The sequence below is a fragment of the Mesorhizobium sp. M0011 genome, from assembly GCF_040324155.1.
In the GTDB taxonomy this organism is placed as follows: domain Bacteria; phylum Pseudomonadota; class Alphaproteobacteria; order Rhizobiales; family Rhizobiaceae; genus Mesorhizobium.
Genome location: NZ_JAMYVQ010000013.1, coordinates 23061 through 44405 on the forward strand (window position 1 = coordinate 23061; position 21345 = coordinate 44405).

Genomic DNA, 21345 nt, shown 5'->3' on the forward strand with positions numbered 1-21345 from the left:
GACTACGCCTTCACCGGTATCCAGATCTCCAGCCCGCCATTGCCGCTGCGTGGGTCGAACTCAGGGCCGTAGCGTTCGAATTCCGGCGCATCCGATATCTCGTGGCCGGAAGCCGGCAGCCATTTGTTCCAGATCGTATTGACCGTGCGGCGGATGGTCGAGATGTGTTCGCGGTGGGCAAAGACCGCATATTTCTGCGCCGGCACCCGCACCCGGCTGAATTCCTTGGGCAGGTCGGAAAAATCAGACACTTCGACGCCGGCGATGTAGTCGAAATTGCCGGCATCGTCGCCGTTGACGCAGACGCCATAGGCGACGTCGCCGGCCTCGCCCGGAATGTTGCCGATATAGGGGCCGAAGCGCTGCCATTGCATCGGAATGGCGGCGCTGGTTTCGCAGCTGTAGCGTTCGCCGAGGCCGGCGATCAGGAACGGCCGGCTGGTCTCGAAACGCGGTGGTTCGAGATTGGTGAGGAAGGACTGGTCCATCAGGATCGGCTCCACGAGGTCGAGCTTGTCGAGTGTGCCTTGCGCGCGCACCAGTTCCGGCGTGGTGCCGAACTGATCGCGGAAGGCACGGGTGAACGCCTCATGCGAGTTGTAGCCGGCGTCGAGCGCGACGGAGAGAATGTCGGGCGCCCCGCCGGCCAGCTTGCGCGCCGCCTCGGTGAGCCGGCGTGAGCGCATGTAGCCCATCACCGAGCGGCCCGTGGCAGCGCCGAAAGCCCGCGTCACATGAAAACGCGACACGCCGCTGCTTTGCGCGATATCGTCAAGCGAGATCGCCTCCGGCAGATGACTTTCGACGAACCACAGCGCTTTCTCGGTCGGGTTCATTTTGCTCCTCGCATTGGCCAGATCATCCTGCCGTTTCCTGGCGCGGCCAGTTTGATCGAAATTGCGCATCCCGCGCAATCGAACCGATCCCGTCACAGTCGCACACCGATATGGCACAGCGGTCGAGCGCCCCTTGCCGCCGACGAGCCAAATTCGGCAGGCTTCGCTTGACAGCGCCAGGCGGCATCCTCTAAATGCGTAATGTTATTACATATCGAGAGCGTGAAATGCATGTTTCCCCTAGCCGGCCCACCACTCCGTCCGAGAAATCCATTGCGAAGCGATTGGGGGAAATCTACGCTGAAGCGGTGATGGTCCCCGAGTCGAAAGGCGAGGGGTGAAAAGGGAACACGGTGAGATCCCCAGGGGTCGAGGCCGTGGCTGCCCCCGCAACTGTAAGCGGCGAGCAAAATCCGTGAATGCCACTGGCCGGCAAGGCTGGGAAGGCAGGATGGCGCAACGACCCGCGAGCCAGGAGACCTGCCATCACTGAGTTGACCGGACGGGGTGTGCCGGGAGGAAACGCGAATCCCGGTCTTGTCGGCCGCTTCGCCAGCTTCCTTCCGTCGCCAGTTTTGGAAAGTGACGGAAAGTTGGACGGGTCTATCGATCATCGCATCATCGTGTGCACGCTTTGCCATCCCGGCAATCTGGCGGGCAGCCGATGACCGTAGCGCTTCTCGAAGCACATGACCTCTGCGCCATGGCCAATGGGCGGGATCTGGTCCAGGCGGTCAGCTTCTCGGTGGCCGCTGGCGATCGCCTAGCCATCATCGGTCCCAACGGCGCGGGCAAGACGACGCTGCTGCGCATGCTGTCGGGCATGCTGCGGCCGAGCTCCGGCGAGGTGAACCTCGGCGGGCGCCGGCTGGACGGGATTTCCGCCGCCGAGCGGGCGCTGCATATCGCCGTTGTCGGCCAGGCCGACCAGCCCGATCCGCGGCTGGCGGTGATCGACTATGTCGAGCTGGGCCGGGTCCCGCACGCTCGGCTACGGCGCAGGAGCGAGGAGCGTGACATTGTCGTCGATGCGCTGCGCCGGACCGGCCTGCTGCCGCTGCTTGGCCGCACCATCGGCTCGCTGTCGGGCGGCGAGCGCCAGCGCGCCCAACTGGCCCGCGCCATCGCCCAGCAGCCAAAGATCCTGTTCCTCGACGAGCCGACCAACCATCTCGACCCGCGCGCCCGCGGCGAACTGCTCGACCTCGTGGCAGGCTTCGAGATGACGGTGATCGCGGTGCTGCACGATCTGGCGCTGGTGGCACCGTTCGCCACCAGGGTGGCGGTGATGAACCATGCCCGTCTGCAAGCGCTCGCCGCACCGCGCGAAGCGCTGACCCAAAAGCTGATTCGCGAAATTTTCGGCATCGATGTGCTGCGTCTGCGCCATCCGACCGAAGACCGCGAACTGACGGTGTTCGATGTTCCGAACCGTGCCGCGCCGCCATCCTGATTGAAGCCGTCCCATATCGATCATCCCGTCCACAGGAGCAAACCCTTGAAACGCCTTGCTTTTTCGCTTGCCTTCTCGCTGCTGGCCTCGACAGCCCTGGCCTTCCCGGTAACTGTCGACAGCTGCGGCAAGCCGCTGACCTTCGATGCGCCGCCGAAGCGCGTCGTCATCCAGGATCTCAACATGGCCGAGATGGCTTTCGCGCTGAAACTGCAGCCGTCGATCGTCGGCCTGACCGGCATCACCGGATGGTACAAGGTGGGTCCTGAGTTCAAGGCCGAGCAGGGTTCGATCCCGGAACTGGCGCCGAAATATCCGACGCTCGAAAACCTCGTCGCGGTCGAGCCCGATTTTTTCTTCGCCGGCTGGTATTATGGCATGAAGCCGGGTGGTGAAGTGACGCCCGACACGCTTGCTCCGCACGGCATCAAGACGCTGGTGCTGACGGAAAGCTGCGTCCATCTCGACAAGAGCCGCCCTGCCGCCTCGATGGACCTGCTCTATGGCGATGTCGAGAAACTGGGCAAGATCTTCGGCAAGGAGGCCGAAGCTGAGAAGCTTGTCTCCGGCTGGAAGACGCGGCTCGCCGACATCACCGCCAAGGTCGGCGACGCCAAGGGAACGCGGGTCTTCCTCTATGATTCCGGCGAGGACAAGCCGTTCACCGCAGGCAAATTCGCCATCCCCAGCGCCATGATATCAGCCGCCGGCGGCGACAACATCATGGCCGACATGGACACCAGCTGGGGCAATACGGACTGGGAAACGGTGGCGTCGCGCAATCCGCAATTCCTCATCCTGCTCGATTACCAGGATGGCGGTGGCTACAGGAAACTGCTCGATTTCCTGAAGGCGCATCCGGCGATGAAGGAGACGGACGCGGTCAAGAACGAGCGCTTCGTCGCCCTGCGCTATGCCGAACTGACGCCGGGCCCGGCCAACATCGAAGCGATCGACAAGATCGCCAAGGCCATGCATCCGGAAGCGTTTTGATGCCTGTGGCCCAAAAGTGCGCAGCGGTTTTGGGGCAACGACATGCATGAACAAAAGATCCTGGAAGTGCGTCGCACGCGTCCTGACAGACACGACGCATTTCCAGGCTTGCGCCATACGGCATTTGCACTGGCCATGCTGGCGGGGGCGGCGGCGCTCGCCGCTCTCGCTCTGCTGTCGATCGCCTACGGCTCGACGCTGATCCCGCTGACCGATGTTGTTGCCGCGCTTGGCCGCGCAGTCGGCTTCAGCGGGCACGACGTGGCCGGGCCGGTCGGCAAGATCGTGGTCGACCTGCGGCTGCCGCGCACGATCCTGGCCATCTGCGTCGGGGCCGGTCTCGGCGTCGTCGGTGCGCTGCTGCAGACGGTGACCCGCAACGACCTTGCCGACCCGTTCCTGTTCGGCCTGTCGTCGGGCGCCGCCGCGGGTGCGGTTTCCGTCATCACCGTCTTCGGCGACAGTTTCGGCATCTGGACATTGCCGGTCGCGGCCTTCACCGGCGGCATATTGGCTGCCGGCGTAGTGCTGCTGCTGGTTGCGCGGGTGAGGGGGCAAGGCCCGGAGCGGCTGATCCTTGCCGGCCTTGCCGTGTCCTTCATGTTCACCGCCTTGACCAACTATCTTGTCTTTGCCGGCGATCAGCGCGCCGCCCACTCCGTGCTGTTCTGGCCATGGGCGGCCTTGGCCTGGCGCGCTGGGATAATATCTGGCTGGGCGCGCTGGGAGCAGGCACCATTCTGGCTTACGCGCTGTGGAACCACCGCCGGCTCGATGCTTTCCTGGCCGGCGAAAACGCCGCCGAAAGCCTGGGCGTGCCGGTGGCGCGGATGCGAAGGATGACCTTTCTCGTCGCCGCCTTCTCGACGGCGATCCTGGTCTCGGTCGCCGGCGTCATCGGCTTCGTCGGGCTGATGATCCCGCATCTGTCGCGGCCGCTGGCGGGCCCCTTGCACCTGCGCCTGGTTGCCAGCTGCGCCGTCTTCGGCGCCGTGCTGTTGCTGGCCAGCGATCTTCTGGCCCGAACGCTGCTGCCGCCGCAGGAACTGCCGATCGGCATCATCACCAGCTCGGTCGGCGCGTTCTTCGTCGTCACCATGCTGATCCGCAACCGGCTTTGAGTGCGGCCTGGGTCAGGGCCGCGATTACTCTCCCGAAATGCCCAGTTGCACCCGTTGCTTTGGGCGCTTCGACTGGAACAGGGCAAGCAAAAAAACGCCGGCCTGAACGACGACGATCGTCGGGCCGGTGGCTGCGTCGATGTGATAGCTGAGAATCGTTCCCACGACGCTCGACCCGATGGCGGCCGCGGCGGCAATGGCGAGCATGCGCTCAAAGCTCTTCGTCAAAAGAAAGCCGATCGCTCCCGGCGCGATCAGCATGGCGATGACAAGGATGATCCCGACAGCCTTCAGCGAGGCCACGATGGTCAACGCGAGCAGCGTCAGCAGCCCGAAATGCAGCAGGTTGACCGGCAGGCCGATCGCGCGCGCATGGGCCGGATCGAAACAATAAAGCAGCAGATCCTTGCGTTTTGCCAGAACGATGAGGATCGCCGGCACGACGATGACCGCCGCCTCGATCACGTAGCGCCACTGGACGCCGAGCATGTTGCCGAACAGGATATGATTGAGATGCTGGTCGGTCTCGACTTTGACGAACAGCACCAGGCCAAACGCGAACATGCCTGAGAAGACGATGCCCATGACTGCGTCCTCCTTGATCCGGCTGTGCTGCTTGAGGTAGCCCGTCGCCAGCGCGCAGCCAAGTCCTGCCACGAAGGCGCCGAAGGCAAGCGGGATCCCGGCGATATAGGCGAGCACGATACCCGGAAGCACGGCATGCGAAACGGCGTCGCCCATCAGCGACCAGCCCTTCAGGACGAGATAGCAGGACAACACTGCGCAAATGGCGCCGACCAGAACGGCGACGGCGAGACCGCGACGCATGAATTCGTGGCTGAGCGGTTCGGCGATCCAGGACCAGATCGTCATCATGACGCGACCTGCGATGCGGCACGTGCCGCCCGGCGTGCGGCGAGCCGCCCATGTTTGGGTGCGAAGACGAAGGCAATCAGAAAGACCACGGTCTGCAGCACCACGATCAGTCCGCCAGTCGCGCCATCGAGAAAGAAGCTGAGATAGGCGCCAACCGCGCTCGTCGCCGCGCCGATCGCCATCGCGAGCAGGATCATGACGCCGAACCGATCGGTAAGCAGATAGGCGGTGGCGCCAGGCGTTACCACCATCGCGATCACGAGGATCGCGCCGACGGTCTGGAGCGCGGCGACGATGCAGGCGCTGAGCAGCACGAAGAACAGGACCCGCAACCGCCACGGATTCAGGCCGACGCCGCGCGCATGGTTCTCGTCGAAGAACACCAGCATCATATCCTTCCATCGAAGCCCCAATACAACCAGCGAAACCGCTGCGATGAGGATGACCTGGGTTACATCCTCGTCGGAGATTGCGAGGATGTTGCCGAGTACGATGGACTGGATGTTTACGGAGGTCGGACTGATCGACGCAATCAGCAGCCCGCCAGCGAACAGCGTTGTAAAGACAAGGCCGATCACGGCGTCCTCGCGAAGTTGCGTCACGCGCCGCACCAAGGTGATGCCGAGTGCGGCGATGAGGCCGGAGGCGAATGCGCCGGCGGCATAGGGAAGGGCCAGCATGTAGGCGGCCGCAACGCCCGGCACCACCGAGTGGGCAAGCGCGTCGCCCATCAGGGCCCAGCCCTTTAGTATGAGATAGCAGGACAGGAACGCGCAGACCATGCCGACCAGGGCGCTGACCCAGATGGCCTTGGCCATGTAGTTGTAGGTGAAGGGTTCCAGCAGGATGTCGATCACGGGGCTGGCGATCCGCTGTCGGGCTTCATCATCTTCTCTTGATCCCGCTCGCCGTAAAGCACCAGAGGACGCTCGTCATCGGTCAGCACGGTCAGGTGGCGAGCGTCGGGGTCGTCATGAAGATCGGCGCCGCCGAGGCGCAGATGCCTCAGCACGCCGCCAAAAGCTTTCGCAAGATTGGCTTGCGTAAACGTTGTCTCTGTTGGTCCGAAGGCCAGCACCGTCTTGTTGAAGATGACGACATGGTCGCAGAAATTGACGATGCTGCCGAGATTGTGCGTCGACACCAACATCAGCTTGCCGTCGTCGCGCATCGACCGAAGGAGATCGATGATCGCTGCTTCGGTCTGCACGTCGACGCCGGTGAACGGCTCGTCGAGCAGGATGATTTCGCCGCCCTGCGCCAGAGCGCGCGCCAGGAACACACGCTTCTTCTGGCCGCCGCTCAGTTCGCCGATCTGGCGCTTGCGAAAATCGGTCATGCCGACCCGTTCCAGTGCCGCGTCGACCGCCATGCGATCGGCTCTGCCTGGGATACGCAGAAAATTCATGTGGCCGTAGCGGCCCATCATGACGACATCTTCCACCAGCACCGGAAAGTTCCAGTCGACATCCTCGCTCTGCGGCACATACGCGACTAGGCCGCGCTTCAGCGCTGCGTGGACGGGCAATCCGGCGATAAGCACTGTTCCGGTCGACGGCGTCAGGAAGCCCATCAGCGCCTTGAACAGCGTCGATTTGCCGGAGCCGTTGACGCCGACCAGCGCGCAGATGGTGGAGGCGCCGAGCCTGAAAGAGGCGGAGTGTACGGCCGTGACCCCGCTTGAATAGCTGACGGTGACGTCGTCCACGTCGATGGAGGCAACGACCCGGCCGCTACCGGTCGATGTTCGATCATGGCTGTTGTCCGGAGCGAGCGCGGTGCGAACCCCGGTCACCCGCCGAACCCCTGGACGATCGTCTCGACGGTGGTTTCGAGAGGCTTCAGATAGGTCGGAACCGGGCCGTCTTCCTCGCTCAGCGAATCGACGTAGAGAACGCCTCCATAGGTGGCTCCGGTTTCGCGCGCGACTTGCTTGGCCGCCTTGTCGGAAATGGTGCTTTCGCTGAACACCACCGGAATCTTGTTCTCGCGCACCAGGTCGATCAGCTTGCGCGCCTGTTGCGGGGTGCCTTGCTGGTCGGCGTTGATCGGCCACAGATAGGCTTCGCGCAGATCGAAGTCGCGTGCCAGGTAGCTGAAAGCGCCTTCGCTTGTAACCAGCCAGCGTTGGTCCGTTGGGATCGCCGACAGGCGCTTGCGCATGGGCTCGTCGATTGCCTTGATCTTTTCCGAATAGGCGGCGGCATTGGCGGCATAGACCGGGGCGTTTGCCGGATCCGCCTTGGACAGCGCCTTGCGGATGTTCTCGACATAGATGAGGGCGTTCTTCGGCGACATCCACGCATGCGGATTGGGCTTGCCTTCGTAAGGTCCCTCCTTGATCCCCATCGGCTCTATGCCCTCCGTGACGACGGCACTCGGCACGTTCTTCACGTTGTCGAAGAATTTCTCGAACCAGCGTTCGAGGTTCATGCCGTTCCAGAGCACGAGGTCGGCCGATTGCGCCCTCACCACGTCGAGCGGCGTCGGCTGATAATCGTGGATTTCAGCGCCGGGCTTGGTCACCGACTCTACGATTGCCGCGGTCCCGGCCACGTTTTGCGCGATATCCTGGATGATCGTGAACGTCGTCACGACGCGCAGAACCTTCCCTGCCGAAGGCTGAGTCTCCTGTGCCATGACCGGAACGAGGCTCGCCATCGTCGCAAAACCGATGGCCACAAGGCCGCCAAGCGCCCGCAGCATCGTCCTGCGGGTTGGGGAAGCAGAAACAGTCATCGGATGCCTTTCGACTGGAGTTGATCGTCGCCCATGCGCTGCTCACGTCATGCTAATGCAAGTGATTTGCATCTGATATTGCAGTTGCAACTGATTTGCAAGTAGCTAATTGCAGTCGCGTGGCAACGCGGCTAAGTATGACGGATGAAAGCGGACAACGACCTTTTCGAGCGATTCCGGAGCAATTTGAAAGCCGCCGGTGTCCGGATGACTGAACAACGCAAGGTGATCTTGCGGCTGCTGGCGGATGCGCATGACCATCCGGACGCGAACGAATTGTATTCTCGTGCCCACCAGATCGACGGCAGCATTTCCTTGTCGACCGTCTACCGGACGTTGCGGCTCCTGGAGGAGAAAGGCGCCATCCAGCGTCATGCCTTCGACGAGGGCCGCGCCCGGTTCGAAAACGCGGACCGTGAACATCACGACCATCTCATCGACCTCGACACCGGTCAGGTGATCGAGTTCCGTTCCGACAAAATCGAGAAACTGCAGGCCGAGATAGCGTCGGAGCTTGGCTTCGAGATCGTCCGCCACAAGCTGGAACTGTATGTCAGGAAACGCGCTAAATAGCGTGGTTTCTGGTCGTCACCATGCTCATCCGCAACCGCTTTGGGCGCGGCAACAGATCGCCGGATCACACGGTCCAGAAATAGCGCACGATGTGGAAGAACACCGGGGCGGCGAAGACCAGGCTGTCGGTGCGGTCCATCATGCCGCCATGGCCTTCGATGAGATGGCCCCAGTCCTTGACGCCCTGATCGCGCTTGATGGCCGAGGCGACCAGCCCGCCGAGAAATCCCATCGAGCAGGCGACGAAGGCCACGGCTGCTGCCTGCAGCGGCGAGAAGGGTGTCACGAACGATAGCAGCGCGCCGAGCAGGCTCGCCGACACCAGTCCGCCGATCAAGCCTTCCCAGGTTTTCGACGGCGAGACGTTCGGCGAAAAACGGTGTTTTCCAAACAGCTTGCCGAAGATGTACTGCAGCACGTCGCTGCCTTGCACGACGATGATCAGGAAGGCGATCAGCAGCAGGGTGCGGCCTTCGAAGCCCGGCACGTCGAGTGTCAGCAGGGCAGGGACGTGGCTGACGCAATAGACCGAGATCATCACCGCCCATTGCTGCGCGGCGATCCGCTCGAGGAAGCGTTCGGTGTCGCCATGCAGCGCCGTGATGGCCGGCATCAGCAGGAAGCAATAGACCGGAATGAAGATGACGAAGAGACCGTACCAGGCGGTCCACACCAGCCAGTACTGAAACGGGATGATGATGCCGAACATGCCGAGCAGCACCCAATGGTCGCTGCGGCGCGTATGCGTCAGCGTCACGAATTCGCGCAGCGCGGCGAAGGAGATCAGCGCGAACAGGATGGTCATCCCGTAACGCCCGAAGAAAAAGGCGACCGTCATCAGCGCCACCATCACCCACCAGGCGTTGATGCGCTGGGTGAGATTGACCAGCGTCGAACTGAGCGGCTTGGGCGCCCGCGCCGAAAGTATGGTGGCGACGATGCTGGCGGTGGTCAAAACCGCCAGCAGGCCGATGATCAGGATGGAGATCTCGTGGCGCATCAATCGTCTCGCTCGGGACGCGGGTTGAGCGCCAGAAGCGCGGCGTGGGCGCGTTCGAGGAAGGCGCGGCGTTCTTCGCCCGGACCGATCGCCACCGGCGGGCCGAAGACGACGCGGCACAGCAGCGGCACCGGCAGGAATTGGCCTTTGGGCAGCACGCGCGACATGTTCTCGATCCAGCACGGGATCAGCTCGACCTCAGGCCGCGCCGTCGACAGATTGTAGAGCCCGGAGCGGAATGCCAGCAGCGGCTCTTCGGTCATGTTGCGTGTGCCTTCGGGAAACAGGATCAGCGAGTGCCCCTGGTCGAGAACCGACAGCATGATCTCGATCGGATTTTCCTCAGGTCTCGTCCACTGCCGGTTGATGAGCACCGACGACAGCATATCCTGCGCGATGAAGCGGCGCAGCCGCGACTTCCCCCAATATTCGCCTGCGGCAACAGCATGGGTGATCGCGCGCTCCCTTTCGCTGAGGCAGGCCGACAAAAGGATGAAGTCGCCATGGCTGGTGTGGTTGGCGAAATAGATGCGCTGGCGGTCGGAGGGCAGGCTGCCGTTCCAGATCGGCCGCACCCCGGTTACCATCCGGGCCAGCGCCGACAGGCCGACGGAGGTTACAGTCTGCAGCAAGGTGAAGGTCTTGAGCGAAAGCCTGTTCATCGCGGCGCCCAAAACCCTGCCGCCAGAAGTGCTGCGGCAAACAGAGCCAGGGCGGCACGCTGCTTGAACAGCAGACGACGCGTGCCGGCCATGCGGTCATCAAGCGAACGTGTCGCGGACGGGGCCGTTTTCAGGCGCATGCGCGCCAGCATGTCGTCCACTGCGGCACCGCCGGAAGCTTCGTCGTCATGGCTGGCCATGATCCGGAACAGCAGCGCGTCAAACGCCAGCAGTGTCGACAGCATCAGCACCGCCACCGCGCTCGCGGCGGTGATCGACAAAGCAATGGCCGCGGGCAAGTTTTCGAAAGCGCCGCGCGTCGAGGCAGCCAGCGGCGCAAGGACATTCGCGGCCACCACGATTGCAGCCGGCCACGCTGCCTGCCGCATCAGCATGCCGGCGAAGCGGTCGGTGCGGTCCTGATAGGCATTGCCGGTCATGACGCTACCGGATCCGTGGCTTCTGCAAGATGAACCGGCCGGCCGAGGGCCGCGAGCATCTCGCGGGCAAGCGCCGGCGTCCTGGCCCTGCCGGTCACCACCAGCCATTCGGCGACGACGCCGGCGCTGCGCTGGAAGCCGAGCGCGCAGCACACCAGCACGGTGCCGTCGCGGCGCGCACTCTCCAGCGCGCTGGCCGCCTGTTGCCGTATCGCCACTGGCGGCGGCAACAGGTCGATCATAGGAAAGCTGATCCAGCGGCAATCGGCTGCCGCCGGTCTTTCGAGTTCGGCGGCAAGGTCGATGACCGTGCCGAAGCCGTTGGCCTCGCGTGTAGTGGGAAAGCGTCCGAGAAAGACGCCATCGGCAATCGCCACCTGGGGAGCAAGTTTGCGCGTCCAGGCCCATATGTTTGCCCTGGCGCCGAGACGGTAAGGCAAGAGCAGGACACGGCTTGCGAGCGTGATGCTGCCATCGGCGGATTTCTGGAACACTTTTTCGCCTGCCCCTGCATAGGCGAGGGCGACGATGGCCAGCGCCAGCGCCGGCCAAAGCAGGAACAGCGCGACAGGGCAAACGAATGCACCGAGCGCGACGCCCGCCAGCGCGAGCACGGCGCCCAGCGCATAGAACCGCGCCAGCCGCCGCGCTTGCACATCGCTGGTTAGCCGGAAGCCTGAAAACGGCAACGCGCCGCTGCGCGGAAACAGCCACAACGCAAAGAATCCGAGCAGCGCGCCGGTCGGGATGTCGATGAAATGATGCTGCCAGGTCGTCAGCACCGAGGCGCCGATCAGGAAGCACCAGCCGTGCCAGAGCGCCAGGAGAAAACCGCCGAGCCGACGGCGCCAATGATCCCAGATGATCACCAGAAGGGCGATGTGCAGCGAGGGCGCCTGGTTGAACGGCTTGTCGAAACCGCCGAGCACGGCAAACAGGAAGCCGGGCAGGCCGGTCGTCGCCGGCCGCACGAATGTCGCGGTCAGCGGGAACAGGATGAAGCAGGCAACGGCGACGACTTGCGCGGTGAGATAACGCCCGGCCAGGCGGTCGACCCCTTGCCTGTTGTCGTTGAGCAGCAGCGACAGGCCGTAGAACAGGTTGATCGACCAGTAGGGCACGATGGTCCAGGCGACGAACGGGATGCTGTGTTCCCAGGAGAACACGATGCTGCCGACATCGTCGCGCCGCGACGCCAGCCAGTTGGCGAAGCCGTAGCTGAGATAGAAGAACGGTGCCAGCAAGGCCAGCCACAGGGCTGCCCTGACGACCACCCGTCCATAAGGCTCGGCGCGCGCGGTGGATGCAGGCGATGAGACCATGCTGTTCAGCGGCGCCGCGCGACCGAGACGGTGAAGATGCCCCATTGGTCGATGCGCTGGTCGAGCTTTTCGAAACCGGCGGCTTCGACGAGCTGGTCCATCTCGCCTTGCGTGCGACGCCGCATGACCCAGGCCTCGCCGCCGCGATGCGAGGTCAGGCTGCGTGCGATCATCTCGAGCTGCGGGTGCCAGGGCTGGTTGGTGTAGAGCAAAAGGCTTCCCGGCTGCATGGCGCGGGCGAGCCCACCGAGCGAGCGGGCGATCATCGCATTGTCCGAGAACAGCTCGTAAAGGCCGGAAACGATGGCGAGGTCGGGCGCTGGATCGGCGCCGGCGAGCATGTCGGCATCGAAAGCGTCCGCACGCTGGAACGAGACATCAGCCGGCAATTGCCGCTCAGCGATCAGCTTGCGGCCAAGCTGGACGTTGAGGTCGGAATAATCCTGCAGGCGAACGCTCGCTGGCTGGTCGGGGCTCTTCGCGATGGCATCGAGAACATAGCGGCCATGGCCGGCGGCGATGTCGAGAATGTGCGCCGGCCGACCAGCGGCCTTGAGCGTCGCCAGGCAAGAGCCGATGAGCTCTTCGAGATGCAGCTTGCGCTGGCGGATGCCGCGCCAGCCGATGGCTTCCAGGAAAATGCGGTCGACGACGCGGCCAAGAGGTGTAAGACCCCGCGCGTCGTTCTCGTAGACGTAATCCAGCGTCGAGCCGGAATCGAAGCCGGTGGCGATGCCGGTCTTCATGCCCTGCGAGACCCAGGCGCCCATGCGGATGGAGGCACGGCTGAATGCCCAATAGAGACCTTTGGGCGACAACAGATCGAGCGGCGAGGCAAGCCTGTCGGCCTCGTCGCGGGTGTAGCCCGCAATATCCGCCTGCTTCAGGTCGACCGGCGCGTCCGGTGCCGCGAACTGCCTGGCCAGGAACGGCCGGATCAGCTCGAGGGCTTGCGCCCGGTCGCGTTCGCCCAGCGTGTCGTGAAAGAAGCCCGGCAGCACATGGCGTTCCTTGGCGCGGCTGCCGAGATTGACGAAGAACTCGTGCTGCGGGCCGTGGCGCACCACCCAGTCGCTGCCCGAAAGCAGAAGCTGGGTCGGCACGCGGATGGCGCGGGCGTCAGCGACGATGCGTGCGGCATGCTGGTAGAGTTCGACCAGGATGTTGGAAGCGATCGGCCGCGTGATCAGCGGATCGCTCTCGAAGGAGGCGATGCGCACGGGATCATGGGTCAGGAATTTCGCCTTGACGTAGGAATTGACGAAAAAGCGGCCCTTGATCTTCTGCCAGAGCGCGATGCCCTCCTTGGCGAAGGGTACGTAGAGTTTCACCGAGAAGGCCGGTGAAGCCAGCACCATGGCGCGCAGCTTGGGCGCATAGTCATGCACCCAGGCGGCGGCAAGCACGGCGCCGAAGGATTGCGCGATCAGCGCGATATCCCCAGTGGCGAAGCCATCCCTGGCGGCAATCTCGCGCATGAAGCAGTCGATGTCGCGCACCAGCGCCGAGAAGGACGGGGCATAGCCGCGCTCGCCGGACGAACGGCCATTGCCGCGGGCATCCCAGGCATAGAAGGCGTGGTCCGGCATCTGCAATTCGTCGACGAGATGGGCCATGCGGCCGCCATGCTCGTGGCCGCGATGGAACAGCACCACCGCGCCTTTGGCATCGGCCGAAGCCGCAGGCCAGAATCGGTAGAAGATCTCCGCCCCGTCATGGCTGCGGAAGACCCGCTCCTGCGCTTGCCGCGCAAGGCTTTGCGTGGCCGCGGCGGCGATCGGTTCGTGCATCATGGTCTTTTCCCTCTGGCGGCCCAATGGCGGCATGGCGAGCCTCGATGCTCAGCTGGCGCTGCCAATAAGGCCAGCGCGTATCCGGTTTATGGCGGTCAGCAGCGAAAGCGTTGCCATGGCCGGAAACACAAACGGTGCTATCGATGCCGGCCAGAGCCCGGCGGCGCACAGCACGGCGACCACACCGAGCGCCAGCGCTCTGTCGCTCTTGCCGAATGGCCCGGCATAGTTGCGTCCGATCTTGGCGGCAATGCCGAGCACGCCGGCGAATTCGGTCAACACGGCCGATATCGCGAAGGCGATGACGCCCCATGCGCCAAACTCCGGAAAGACGGCAAAAGGCAGTATCAGCGCGAGGTCCGAAACGACGTCGCACAACTCGTTCAGATACATGCCGAGCGTCGACGCCTGCCCATGTTCCCGCGCCAGCATGCCATCCACGGCATTCAGCGCCATGCGCACGAACATCACCGCGGGGATCAGCAACAGCAGCCAGCGCCATTCGTGCCAGATCGCAATGGCCGCGCCGGCGGTTATCGACATCACGGCCGCCAGGATGGTTATGCTGTTTGCGGTGACCCCGATTGCCGCCAGCCGATTGACCAGCGGCCGCAGTCGACCCTGGAAGGCCGGCTTGAGAGCGTAGAGCGTCGGCATTTTCGTGATCCCCCGATCCTGACCAACGGCTGTACATCAATATGTCAGACCCGACCAGCATGACGTGGCGGAGCGGCGAAGCCGGCTGGCATGGCGACAGGCGATCACCAATCGGTAACCATGCCATGCATCGCATGACTGTCGTGCATATCTGCCGGCTTCTTATGCAACGCGGCATCTTGAATAGTGAGCACGCTTATTATATATCCCGCTCATGGTTTCCGATGGCATCGACAGATTGGGCTTCTTGATTCATGACGTGCAGCGCCTGATGCGCAAGCGCTTCGAGGCGAGGGCCAGTGGCTTGGGGCTTTCTTCGGCGCAATGGCGGCTTCTGGTCCGCGTTGCCAAGGAAGACGGCGTCGCGCAGGCACGGCTGGCCGAACTTCTCGAAATCGAGCCGATCAGCGTTTCGCGCCTGGTCGACCGCATGGAGGAGGGAGGCTGGATCGAGCGTCGTGCCGCCGCCGCCGATCGTCGCGTCCGCATGATCTTCCTGACGCCCAAGGCAAGCGATGCCTACGCCGTGATCAAGAGCATTGCCGGAGAAGTCTATGAGGAATCGCTGGTCGGCGTGAAGCCGGAAGCCCGTCGCGTCCTCGTCGAAGGGCTCGAGGCGATGGTCCGCAACCTGACCGACGACGAGACGCCGTCCATTGAAAAAGTGAAGAATACAGAAGGCGCAGCAGCATGAACGCGGTGGCCAAGATAGACAAGAACACGACCGAACTGGAGATGGAAGCGCAGGCGCAGCCGGCCGCGGCCCCGTTGGCGGTTGCTCCCCCAGTGCAGCCGGCCTCGGCGCCGGTGAAGAAAAATCGCCGGCTGGGCCGCCTTCTGCTGATGGTTGCGCTGCCCGCGGCACTCGCTGTCGGGGGCGGCTACGTCTGGGTCACCGGCGGCCGCTACCAAGAGACCGAGAACGCCAACCTGCAGCAGGCCAAGGTGTCGATCGCTTCCGACACGGCAGGCCGCATCGTCAAGGTCGACATCTTCGATAACCAGCTGGTCAAGCAGGGTGACGAGCTCTTTGCCATCGACCCCGAGCCATACCGGATCGCGCTGGCGCAGGCCGACGCGGCGGTGGCGGGCGCGCGTCTCAATGTCGAGCAGCTGCGCGCGGCCTATGGCCAGTCGATGGCTCAGCAGAAGTCCGATGCCAGCCAGGTCGTCTTCGCCCAGTCTCAGTTCGACCGCGCCGCCGATCTTGCCCAGAAGGGCATCAACGCCAAATCGTCGCTGGACGAGGCCAAGAACGATCTCGACAAGGCCAAGCAGCAGCTGGCCGTTGCCGAGCAAGGCATCATCAGCGCCAAGGCAGCCCTTGGCGGCAATCCCGATATCGAGACCGACAAGCACCCGACCGTGATGGCCGCGCTCGCCGCGCGCGACAAGGCGGCCTACGACCTGGCGCAGACCACGGTCAAGGCGCCGGCGGACGGCATCGTCAGCCAGGCCTCGTCGTTCAAGGTCGGCCAGTATGTCGGTTCCGGCACGCCGCTGTTTTCACTGGTCGAGACCGGCGACACCTGGATCGATGCCAATTTCAAGGAAACGCAGCTCACCCACATGAAGCCCGGCCAGAAGGCCGAGATCGTGGTCGACACCTATCCAGGGCGCACCTTCGAAGCGACGGTCAAGGCGATCGGCGCCGGCACGGGAGCCGAGTTCTCGCTGCTGCCAGCCCAGAATGCCACCGGCAACTGGGTCAAGGTCACGCAGCGCATCCCGGTTCGTCTCGAATTGACCGATGCGGACGCCAAGATGGCGTTGCGCACCGGCATGAGCGCCACCGTTACCGTCGACACCGGCGTGGCGCGTGGCCTGCCTTCGATCTTCGGTCACGCCACGGCTGGCGAGGCCGCGCAGTAACGTCAGAATGCCGCAGGACCAGCGGCGGAGGTGAATAGCAGGATTGGTCTGATGGGAGGAGCTGGAGGATCAGCGTTTGGGCGCGCCGCGTAGCGGCCTGGCCGAAATCTGAAATCTCCGACGCGGACCCGTCGGTCCTCATGTTTCCGGGCGGCAGGCATCCTCATCAGAGACTTTCAGTCGATGTAACCCCCACATCGACAATCGCGTCCCACCGCGACGAGGGTCTCTCAACGGAAGGCGTTGCCGCCCGGAAACCCCTTGTACACGTTTTTGTTACCTGCTGGAAGTTTCATGCCATGAGCACGCCCGAACCCTTCAAAGAAGTGCCGCATCGCGGCCTGATCACGGTCGCGCTCATGCTGGCGACGATCATGCAGGCGCTCGACACGACGATCGCCAACGTCGCGCTGCCGACCATGACCGGCGATCTCGGCGCCTCACCCGACAACATCAACTGGGTGCTGACCTCCTACATCGTTGCCGCCGCCATCATGACGCCGGTCACCGGCTGGCTGGCCGATCGCTTCGGCCGCAAGGAACTGTTCCTGGGGGCGGTTGTCGGTTTCACCGTGTTTTCGATGCTGTGCGGTATCGCCTGGAGCCTGGAGAGCATAGTGTTCTTCCGGCTGATGCAAGGCGTGTTCGGCGCCGCCATCGTGCCACTGTCGCAAACCTTCCTGCTCGACATCAACCCCAGGGAGCGCCACGGCCAGGCAATGGCCATCTGGGGCGCTGGCATCATGCTGGGGCCAATCCTGGGTCCGACGCTCGGCGGCTGGCTGACCGAAAATTTCAACTGGCGCTGGGTGTTCTTCATCAACCTGCCGGTCGGCATCATCGCCTTCCTCGGTATGGCCGCCTATCTTCCGGCGGTTGCCCGGCGAGTGCGCAGCTTCGATTTCTTCGGCTTCGCCATGTTATCGCTCGGTGTCGGTGCGCTGCAGTTGCTGCTTGACCGCGGCGGCGAGGTCGACTGGTTTTCCTCGGTCGAGATCTGGATCGAGCTTGCTCTTTCGATCACCGGATTCTGGGTGTTCATCATCCACACGCTGACGGCGGAACGTCCTTTCATCGATCCCAAGATCTTCCTCGACCGCAATTTCGTGACCGGGCTGGCATTCATCTTCGTCATGGGCGTGCTGATCCTGGCCTCGATGTCGCTGCTGCCGCCGATGCTGTCGACCATCTTCGGCTATCCGACCGTCACCATCGGTGTCGTGTTGGGGCCGCGCGGTGTCGGCACCATGATTTCGATGCTTGTCGTCGGGCGGCTCATGAGCAGGATCGACGCCAGGATTCTTGTCGTCATCGGCTTTCTGCTCACGGCGCAATCGCTCTACACCATGTCCAGCTTCACGCCACAGATGGACAATTGGCTGATCCTCAGCTCCGGCGTCATCCAGGGCCTGGGGATGGGAATGGTGTTCGTGCCGCTGTCGACCGTCGCCTTCGCCACGCTTGACGTGCGCTTCCGCACCGATGCCACGGCTTTGTTCAGCCTGGTGCGCAATCTTGGCTCATCCATCGGCGTGTCGGTCGTGACGGTTCTGATGGTGCGCAACACGCAGGTCAACCACACCGAGCTTTCGGCCTTCATCAACCCATTCAATCCGAATCTGTGGGCGGTCTCTCCAGCCGCCGCGAGCGGCGATCCCATGGCGCTCTCACAGGTCGATCGCATGGTCAATCTCCAGGCGATGATGATCTCCTACGTCAACGACTTCAAAATGCTCATGGTGATGACGCTGCTTGCCATTCCGTTTGTTTTCCTGCTGCGCAAGCCGAAGCAGGCGCCTGCCGGCGGCGCGCCGGCAGCGCATATGGACTAGCTTTCCATCCTATTTCCCGAGCACCAGGCTCCAGTAACGGAGCTTGCTGTCGCCGCCGTCGCGCACATAGGCAAGGCCGAAGCGGGTGAAGCGCGGGTCGAGCATGTTGCGGCGATGGCCGGGCGAATGCACCCAGATGTCGAACAGCTTCTCAAGATCGAAACGGCCCTCGGCGATGTTCTCCGCCGCGGCACCGGAAATTCGATTGTCCCTGACGCGCGAGGCGAAATCCTTGCCCCAGCCGGTGGTGTGGCTCATGCGGCGGCGCTGCGCCATGTAGCCGGCCTGCTGCAGGGCGGCCTGTTCGAGCTGCCGGTCGGGGACAAGCGGCGCGAGCCCGGCCGAGGCGCGGATACTGGCCAGCGTGCCGGTGGCGGAGGAGGAGACCCCGGCGCCTTCGCCGGTCGGCAGCGAAACGGTACTGCAGGCGGCGAGCCCGGCAAGGGCGGCGAGGCCGGTCAACACCATGCGCCTGTTCAGATTCGGCATCGGGTGGGTTTCGATTTTCGCTATGGTCATGCCCCTGAGATAACGTCGATCATGGCTTTTGCCGGGCAGGCGGCGAAAATCGAAGATGTTAGGCGGCAGTATCGAGATCTGCGTCCGAGGAACCGCGCATCCGGTCGTCTTCCGTATGCACCCACCACGAGCCCAGCGCGTCGATGAGCGGTACAAGCTTGCGGCCAGGCGCCGTGAGGTCATAGTCGACCCGCAGCGGATAGCCCGAGCGGGCCGTTCGCCTCACGATACCGGCGTCCTCGAGCTTGCGCAGTTCCAGAGCCAGAATGCGGTGCGACACGGTGGGGTTGTCGCGTCTCAGGTCACTGAACCGCTTGGTCCCGTCCTTCAGATAATAGAGCAGCAGCGTGGGCCAGCGGCCGCTGAGCACGCGCATGGTCTCTTCGATCGGGCAGCGTGAGACGACGTCTTTCATGGGCGGATCCTGGTTACAGAATTGTGCGTAATTTACATGGGACGACCAGCGTTTAGGGTCAAGTTTCGCTGCGCGGCGTGATCTCCTCAATCACGGAAGAAAACAAATGGAACCTATCCTGCTTTATGGCTTCCCGGCGGGAAGCTCGATGGGGCTCGTCGCTGCCTTCGAACGCGTCGGGCAACCCTATCGCCTGTGCCGCGTCGACATGCTCACTGAGATGAAAAACGATGCCTATGCCAGCATCAACGACCGTCAGGAAACGCCGGTGCTGATCACCGACGAAGGCCGGGTGCTCACCGAGACAATGGCCATCGCCGCATGGCTCGAAGCCCGCGACACACAGCGTCGCATCAGCTTCGAACCGCGCACGCCGCAAGCCGACCGCATGCACCAGTTGATGGCCTTCGTGAACACCGGTTTCACCGCCGCCTTCAGCCCGCTCTGGGTGGCATTGGAAATGGCGGCGGATGAACCCGCGCTGAAGGCGACCTTGCGGGAGTTCGGCCGCAAGGCCGTTGCGGAACGTCATGATCGGCTCGAGGCGATGATCGCCGGTACGGATTTCCTGGTCGGCGACGGGCTGACTCTTGCCGATACCACGCTGATCGGCGTGGCACGCTGGGCGGAATTTCACCAGGCGATCGACGGCGCTGCCTATCCCAAGCTGGCCGGATTGCGCCTTCGCATCGAAGCCGATCCGGCCGTGCGTTATGCCCTGGCTGTCGAGGATGGCGAACAACCCGCCGGTTCTGGCGCCTGCCTTGGCCACGTCCCCCTGACTGAGGTGATCGATCGCTTCGCTGCACCGGCGCAATCGTAGCGATACCCCATTTTCAACCAGGATGTGCCTTTGTGAGAGGCACTGATCTGCCGGAGTGCGGTCGCCGCACTCCGGCATTGTTAAACGCGACCGCCATTTTTCTCAACGCGACCGCTTGGGCCGCCTGTCGTTTCTCATTTCACCAGAGTGATCATCCGATCGGCATACATTGTGCGATTTCCAAGCGCCGCCGCGCAGTCCGACTTGACGGACGAGTTTCCGGTCATCTGTATCGTATTGCCGACAAGCCTGAGACAGTTGCCCTGGGCGCTCATATCAGAGTTGCCGGCGTAGGAAATGGGCGCGTCCGGCGCGTAGATAAAACCGCTGATCACGGAATTTGCGCCGCCATTCAATGTCAGAGCAGACGTGTTGCCGTGATCCTGAAAAATGGTGATACCGGCATAAGGGCCGCTGGTGGGCGGGGAAAGGTTCACCTTCTCATTGGCATTTATGTAGATCTGAGCGCTTTCCATGAGGAATATGGTCACGCCCTGGCCAGTCAGGCTGCCGTTTCCCCCTGGCTTTATGGTGGTGCCGCGCATGATGTAGACGCCCGGATTAAGCGTGATGTTTCCCGACAATGTCTTGTCGCAATAAGTGCCTGGCGACAGCGTGTAGGTTTTGCCGTTCGGGACCGGCAAACACAATGTGTAAGGGGGAGGAACGACGTCGGCCAGCGGATCAAAGGATGCGTACCGATGTTCGTGCGGCGTTCCGCAGGCGAGACTGGCGCTGGGTGGCAACAGCCCGCTGGTGCCGCCGACAGTTGAGACACAGCCCGCTGAAACCAGGGCGGAGCCGCCCCTGTTCACGGAATCGGGGGCGTCCGAGTTCGCCGCGATCACACAATTGTCCATCGAGACGTTGGTCGAGCCCTGCAGGTTCACGGCGGCGGACGCATGCGGATCGAGCGCCAGCACGCAGACCTGCGCGCCAGGCTTTATCTTGACCGAGGCCGAGCGGTAGGCCTGCCAGGGGGCCGAGGCGCTGATGAAGCTTGGGCGGCTTATGCTGGACGACAGCGAGATAAAGTAGGCGCTTGGGCTGCCGCTTGCCGTTGCCGCGAAAGCGGAGACGCTGCCCAGATATTCCTGCTGGTCGGCCACGCTCATATTGGCGGCGAAGAATTGCAGCCCAAGCTGCTGGACATCGCCGGCCGCCATATCGGGAGAGAACTTCGTGCCGATGGCGAGCCCCGCCGCGTCAAGCGAGTTCTGTAGTTGCGAGGCGTCATGGCTCGTGCCGATCAGATCAACGGCGCCGGCCAAACCAATCATTATCGGCAGCATCCCGATGGCGGTCGTTATGGCAAAGTTGCCACGCTCGGAAGACCAGAAGCCTTTCAATGCGAACATAGTTCCTCGCCGAACTTCGTAAAGCTCAGGTGATACGCCAAAGATCCCTACGAGCAATTTA

At 63.3% G+C, this 21345-nt stretch carries 21 protein-coding genes, 1 pseudogene and 1 riboswitch; of the genes and pseudogenes, 8 read left to right on the forward strand and 14 right to left on the reverse strand.

Going from position 1 to position 21345, the window contains the following annotated elements; genetic code table 11:
• Positions 1-2: 2 nt before the first annotated feature.
• Positions 3-836, reverse strand: coding sequence for an AraC family transcriptional regulator (locus NKK51_RS16075; protein WP_352553877.1), 834 nt, complete (start codon positions 834-836; stop codon positions 3-5).
• Between the two features lie 295 nt (positions 837-1131).
• Positions 1132-1338, forward strand: a riboswitch (cobalamin riboswitch).
• Between the two features lie 162 nt (positions 1339-1500).
• Here NKK51_RS16075 and NKK51_RS16080 point away from each other — a divergent pair.
• The 3 genes and pseudogenes from NKK51_RS16080 to NKK51_RS16090 all read left to right on the forward strand — a co-directional run bounded on the left by NKK51_RS16080 (position 1501) and on the right by NKK51_RS16090 (position 4403).
• A complete protein-coding gene (locus NKK51_RS16080) occupies positions 1501-2289 on the forward strand; it encodes an ABC transporter ATP-binding protein (protein ID WP_352553879.1) in 789 nt (262 codons plus the stop codon).
• A 45-nt stretch (positions 2290-2334) separates the two neighbouring features.
• Positions 2335-3282: an ABC transporter substrate-binding protein gene (locus NKK51_RS16085; protein ID WP_352553880.1), complete on the forward strand. Its 948-nt coding sequence runs from the start codon at positions 2335-2337 to the stop codon at positions 3280-3282.
• Positions 3283-3417: 135 nt separating this feature from the next.
• A pseudogene (locus tag NKK51_RS16090) lies at positions 3418-4403 on the forward strand (FecCD family ABC transporter permease).
• Between the two features lie 24 nt (positions 4404-4427).
• On the opposite strand, the gene NKK51_RS16095 reads toward NKK51_RS16090, so the two are convergent.
• The 4 genes from NKK51_RS16095 to NKK51_RS16110 all read right to left on the reverse strand — a co-directional run bounded on the left by NKK51_RS16095 (position 4428) and on the right by NKK51_RS16110 (position 7985).
• Positions 4428-5276 carry a metal ABC transporter permease gene (locus tag NKK51_RS16095; protein WP_502902467.1) on the reverse strand — a complete coding sequence of 283 codons (849 nt, stop codon included), beginning with the start codon at positions 5274-5276 and terminating at the stop codon, positions 4428-4430.
• On the reverse strand, positions 5276-6136 hold the full coding sequence (locus NKK51_RS16100; protein WP_352553882.1) for a metal ABC transporter permease: 861 nt from the start codon (positions 6134-6136) through the stop codon (positions 5276-5278). The genes NKK51_RS16095 and NKK51_RS16100 overlap by 1 nt, the downstream gene beginning before the upstream one ends.
• Positions 6133-6993, reverse strand: coding sequence for a manganese/iron ABC transporter ATP-binding protein (locus NKK51_RS16105; protein ID WP_023813519.1), 861 nt, complete (start codon positions 6991-6993; stop codon positions 6133-6135). The genes NKK51_RS16100 and NKK51_RS16105 overlap by 4 nt, the downstream gene beginning before the upstream one ends.
• A gap of 77 nt (positions 6994-7070) precedes the next feature.
• Positions 7071-7985: a metal ABC transporter substrate-binding protein gene (locus NKK51_RS16110; protein ID WP_502902468.1), complete on the reverse strand. Its 915-nt coding sequence runs from the start codon at positions 7983-7985 to the stop codon at positions 7071-7073.
• Positions 7986-8162: 177 nt separating this feature from the next.
• Here NKK51_RS16110 and NKK51_RS16115 point away from each other — a divergent pair, with 177 nt between their 5' ends.
• Positions 8163-8591: a Fur family transcriptional regulator gene (locus NKK51_RS16115; RefSeq protein WP_023813521.1), complete on the forward strand. Its 429-nt coding sequence runs from the start codon at positions 8163-8165 to the stop codon at positions 8589-8591.
• A gap of 64 nt (positions 8592-8655) precedes the next feature.
• On the opposite strand, the gene NKK51_RS16120 is transcribed toward NKK51_RS16115, so the two are convergent.
• The 6 genes from NKK51_RS16120 to NKK51_RS16145 are packed head-to-tail and all read right to left on the reverse strand — an operon-like array spanning position 8656 to position 14465.
• Positions 8656-9591, reverse strand: coding sequence for a phosphatidate cytidylyltransferase (locus NKK51_RS16120; RefSeq protein ID WP_027163212.1), 936 nt, complete (start codon positions 9589-9591; stop codon positions 8656-8658).
• Complete coding sequence (locus NKK51_RS16125; protein WP_352553883.1) at positions 9591-10253, reverse strand: lysophospholipid acyltransferase family protein; 663 nt, start codon at positions 10251-10253, stop codon at positions 9591-9593. Before NKK51_RS16125 ends, NKK51_RS16120 begins: the two co-directional genes overlap by 1 nt.
• Positions 10250-10693 carry a hypothetical protein gene (locus NKK51_RS16130; protein WP_352553885.1) on the reverse strand — a complete coding sequence of 148 codons (444 nt, stop codon included), beginning with the start codon at positions 10691-10693 and terminating at the stop codon, positions 10250-10252. The genes NKK51_RS16125 and NKK51_RS16130 overlap by 4 nt, the downstream gene beginning before the upstream one ends.
• Positions 10690-12015 carry a phosphatase PAP2/dual specificity phosphatase family protein gene (locus tag NKK51_RS16135; protein ID WP_352553887.1) on the reverse strand — a complete coding sequence of 442 codons (1326 nt, stop codon included), beginning with the start codon at positions 12013-12015 and terminating at the stop codon, positions 10690-10692. Before NKK51_RS16135 ends, NKK51_RS16130 begins: the two co-directional genes overlap by 4 nt.
• 5 nt (positions 12016-12020) lie before the next feature.
• Entirely contained in the window at positions 12021-13805 is a 1785-nt protein-coding gene (locus NKK51_RS16140) for a bifunctional alpha/beta hydrolase/class I SAM-dependent methyltransferase (RefSeq protein ID WP_502902469.1), read from the reverse strand.
• A 51-nt stretch (positions 13806-13856) separates the two neighbouring features.
• Positions 13857-14465 carry a CDP-alcohol phosphatidyltransferase family protein gene (locus tag NKK51_RS16145; protein WP_352553891.1) on the reverse strand — a complete coding sequence of 203 codons (609 nt, stop codon included), beginning with the start codon at positions 14463-14465 and terminating at the stop codon, positions 13857-13859.
• A 214-nt stretch (positions 14466-14679) separates the two neighbouring features.
• Between NKK51_RS16145 and NKK51_RS16150 the strand changes: the two genes are divergently transcribed.
• The 3 genes from NKK51_RS16150 (at position 14680) to NKK51_RS16160 (ending at position 18169) form a co-directional block, all read left to right on the forward strand.
• On the forward strand, positions 14680-15159 hold the full coding sequence (locus NKK51_RS16150; RefSeq protein WP_352553893.1) for a MarR family winged helix-turn-helix transcriptional regulator: 480 nt from the start codon (positions 14680-14682) through the stop codon (positions 15157-15159).
• Positions 15156-16337: an HlyD family secretion protein gene (locus NKK51_RS16155; protein ID WP_352553895.1), complete on the forward strand. Its 1182-nt coding sequence runs from the start codon at positions 15156-15158 to the stop codon at positions 16335-16337. The genes NKK51_RS16150 and NKK51_RS16155 overlap by 4 nt, the downstream gene beginning before the upstream one ends.
• Positions 16338-16636: 299 nt before the next feature.
• Positions 16637-18169, forward strand: a complete 1533-nt coding sequence (locus tag NKK51_RS16160; RefSeq protein ID WP_023813528.1) for a DHA2 family efflux MFS transporter permease subunit — start codon at positions 16637-16639, stop codon at positions 18167-18169.
• A 9-nt stretch (positions 18170-18178) separates the two neighbouring features.
• Here NKK51_RS16160 and NKK51_RS16165 read toward each other — a convergent pair whose 3' ends face one another.
• Both NKK51_RS16165 and NKK51_RS16170 read right to left on the reverse strand, forming a co-directional pair.
• A complete protein-coding gene (locus NKK51_RS16165) occupies positions 18179-18688 on the reverse strand; it encodes a CAP domain-containing protein (protein ID WP_127289038.1) in 510 nt (169 codons plus the stop codon).
• Between the two features lie 58 nt (positions 18689-18746).
• Positions 18747-19103: a winged helix-turn-helix transcriptional regulator gene (locus tag NKK51_RS16170; protein ID WP_352442472.1), complete on the reverse strand. Its 357-nt coding sequence runs from the start codon at positions 19101-19103 to the stop codon at positions 18747-18749.
• Positions 19104-19209: 106 nt separating this feature from the next.
• On the opposite strand from NKK51_RS16170, the gene NKK51_RS16175 reads away from it, so the two are divergent.
• Entirely contained in the window at positions 19210-19926 is a 717-nt protein-coding gene (locus NKK51_RS16175) for a glutathione S-transferase family protein (protein ID WP_352442471.1), read from the forward strand.
• 134 nt (positions 19927-20060) lie between these two features.
• On the opposite strand, the gene NKK51_RS16180 is transcribed toward NKK51_RS16175, so the two are convergent.
• Positions 20061-21284, reverse strand: coding sequence for a TadE/TadG family type IV pilus assembly protein (locus NKK51_RS16180; RefSeq protein ID WP_352553897.1), 1224 nt, complete (start codon positions 21282-21284; stop codon positions 20061-20063).
• Between the last annotated feature and the right edge of the window lie 61 nt (positions 21285-21345).

Coding starts and splice junctions, on each gene's coding strand:
- NKK51_RS16180 (WP_352553897.1), bottom strand. CDS start 21,284: ATGTTCGCATTGAAAGGCTTCTGGTCTTCCGAGCGTGGCAACTTTGCC.
- NKK51_RS16080 (WP_352553879.1), top strand. CDS start 1,501: ATGACCGTAGCGCTTCTCGAAGCACATGACCTCTGCGCCATGGCCAAT.
- NKK51_RS16175 (WP_352442471.1), top strand. CDS start 19,210: ATGGAACCTATCCTGCTTTATGGCTTCCCGGCGGGAAGCTCGATGGGG.
- NKK51_RS16115 (WP_023813521.1), top strand. CDS start 8,163: ATGAAAGCGGACAACGACCTTTTCGAGCGATTCCGGAGCAATTTGAAA.
- NKK51_RS16165 (WP_127289038.1), bottom strand. CDS start 18,688: ATGACCATAGCGAAAATCGAAACCCACCCGATGCCGAATCTGAACAGG.
- NKK51_RS16145 (WP_352553891.1), bottom strand. CDS start 14,465: ATGCCGACGCTCTACGCTCTCAAGCCGGCCTTCCAGGGTCGACTGCGG.
- NKK51_RS16170 (WP_352442472.1), bottom strand. CDS start 19,103: ATGAAAGACGTCGTCTCACGCTGCCCGATCGAAGAGACCATGCGCGTG.
- NKK51_RS16110 (WP_502902468.1), bottom strand. CDS start 7,985: ATGCTGCGGGCGCTTGGCGGCCTTGTGGCCATCGGTTTTGCGACGATG.
- NKK51_RS16130 (WP_352553885.1), bottom strand. CDS start 10,693: ATGACCGGCAATGCCTATCAGGACCGCACCGACCGCTTCGCCGGCATG.
- NKK51_RS16125 (WP_352553883.1), bottom strand. CDS start 10,253: ATGAACAGGCTTTCGCTCAAGACCTTCACCTTGCTGCAGACTGTAACC.
- NKK51_RS16075 (WP_352553877.1), bottom strand. CDS start 836: ATGAACCCGACCGAGAAAGCGCTGTGGTTCGTCGAAAGTCATCTGCCG.
- NKK51_RS16160 (WP_023813528.1), top strand. CDS start 16,637: ATGAGCACGCCCGAACCCTTCAAAGAAGTGCCGCATCGCGGCCTGATC.
- NKK51_RS16155 (WP_352553895.1), top strand. CDS start 15,156: ATGAACGCGGTGGCCAAGATAGACAAGAACACGACCGAACTGGAGATG.
- NKK51_RS16120 (WP_027163212.1), bottom strand. CDS start 9,591: ATGCGCCACGAGATCTCCATCCTGATCATCGGCCTGCTGGCGGTTTTG.
- NKK51_RS16135 (WP_352553887.1), bottom strand. CDS start 12,015: ATGGTCTCATCGCCTGCATCCACCGCGCGCGCCGAGCCTTATGGACGG.
- NKK51_RS16150 (WP_352553893.1), top strand. CDS start 14,680: ATGGTTTCCGATGGCATCGACAGATTGGGCTTCTTGATTCATGACGTG.
- NKK51_RS16140 (WP_502902469.1), bottom strand. CDS start 13,805: ATGCACGAACCGATCGCCGCCGCGGCCACGCAAAGCCTTGCGCGGCAA.
- NKK51_RS16095 (WP_502902467.1), bottom strand. CDS start 5,276: ATGACGATCTGGTCCTGGATCGCCGAACCGCTCAGCCACGAATTCATG.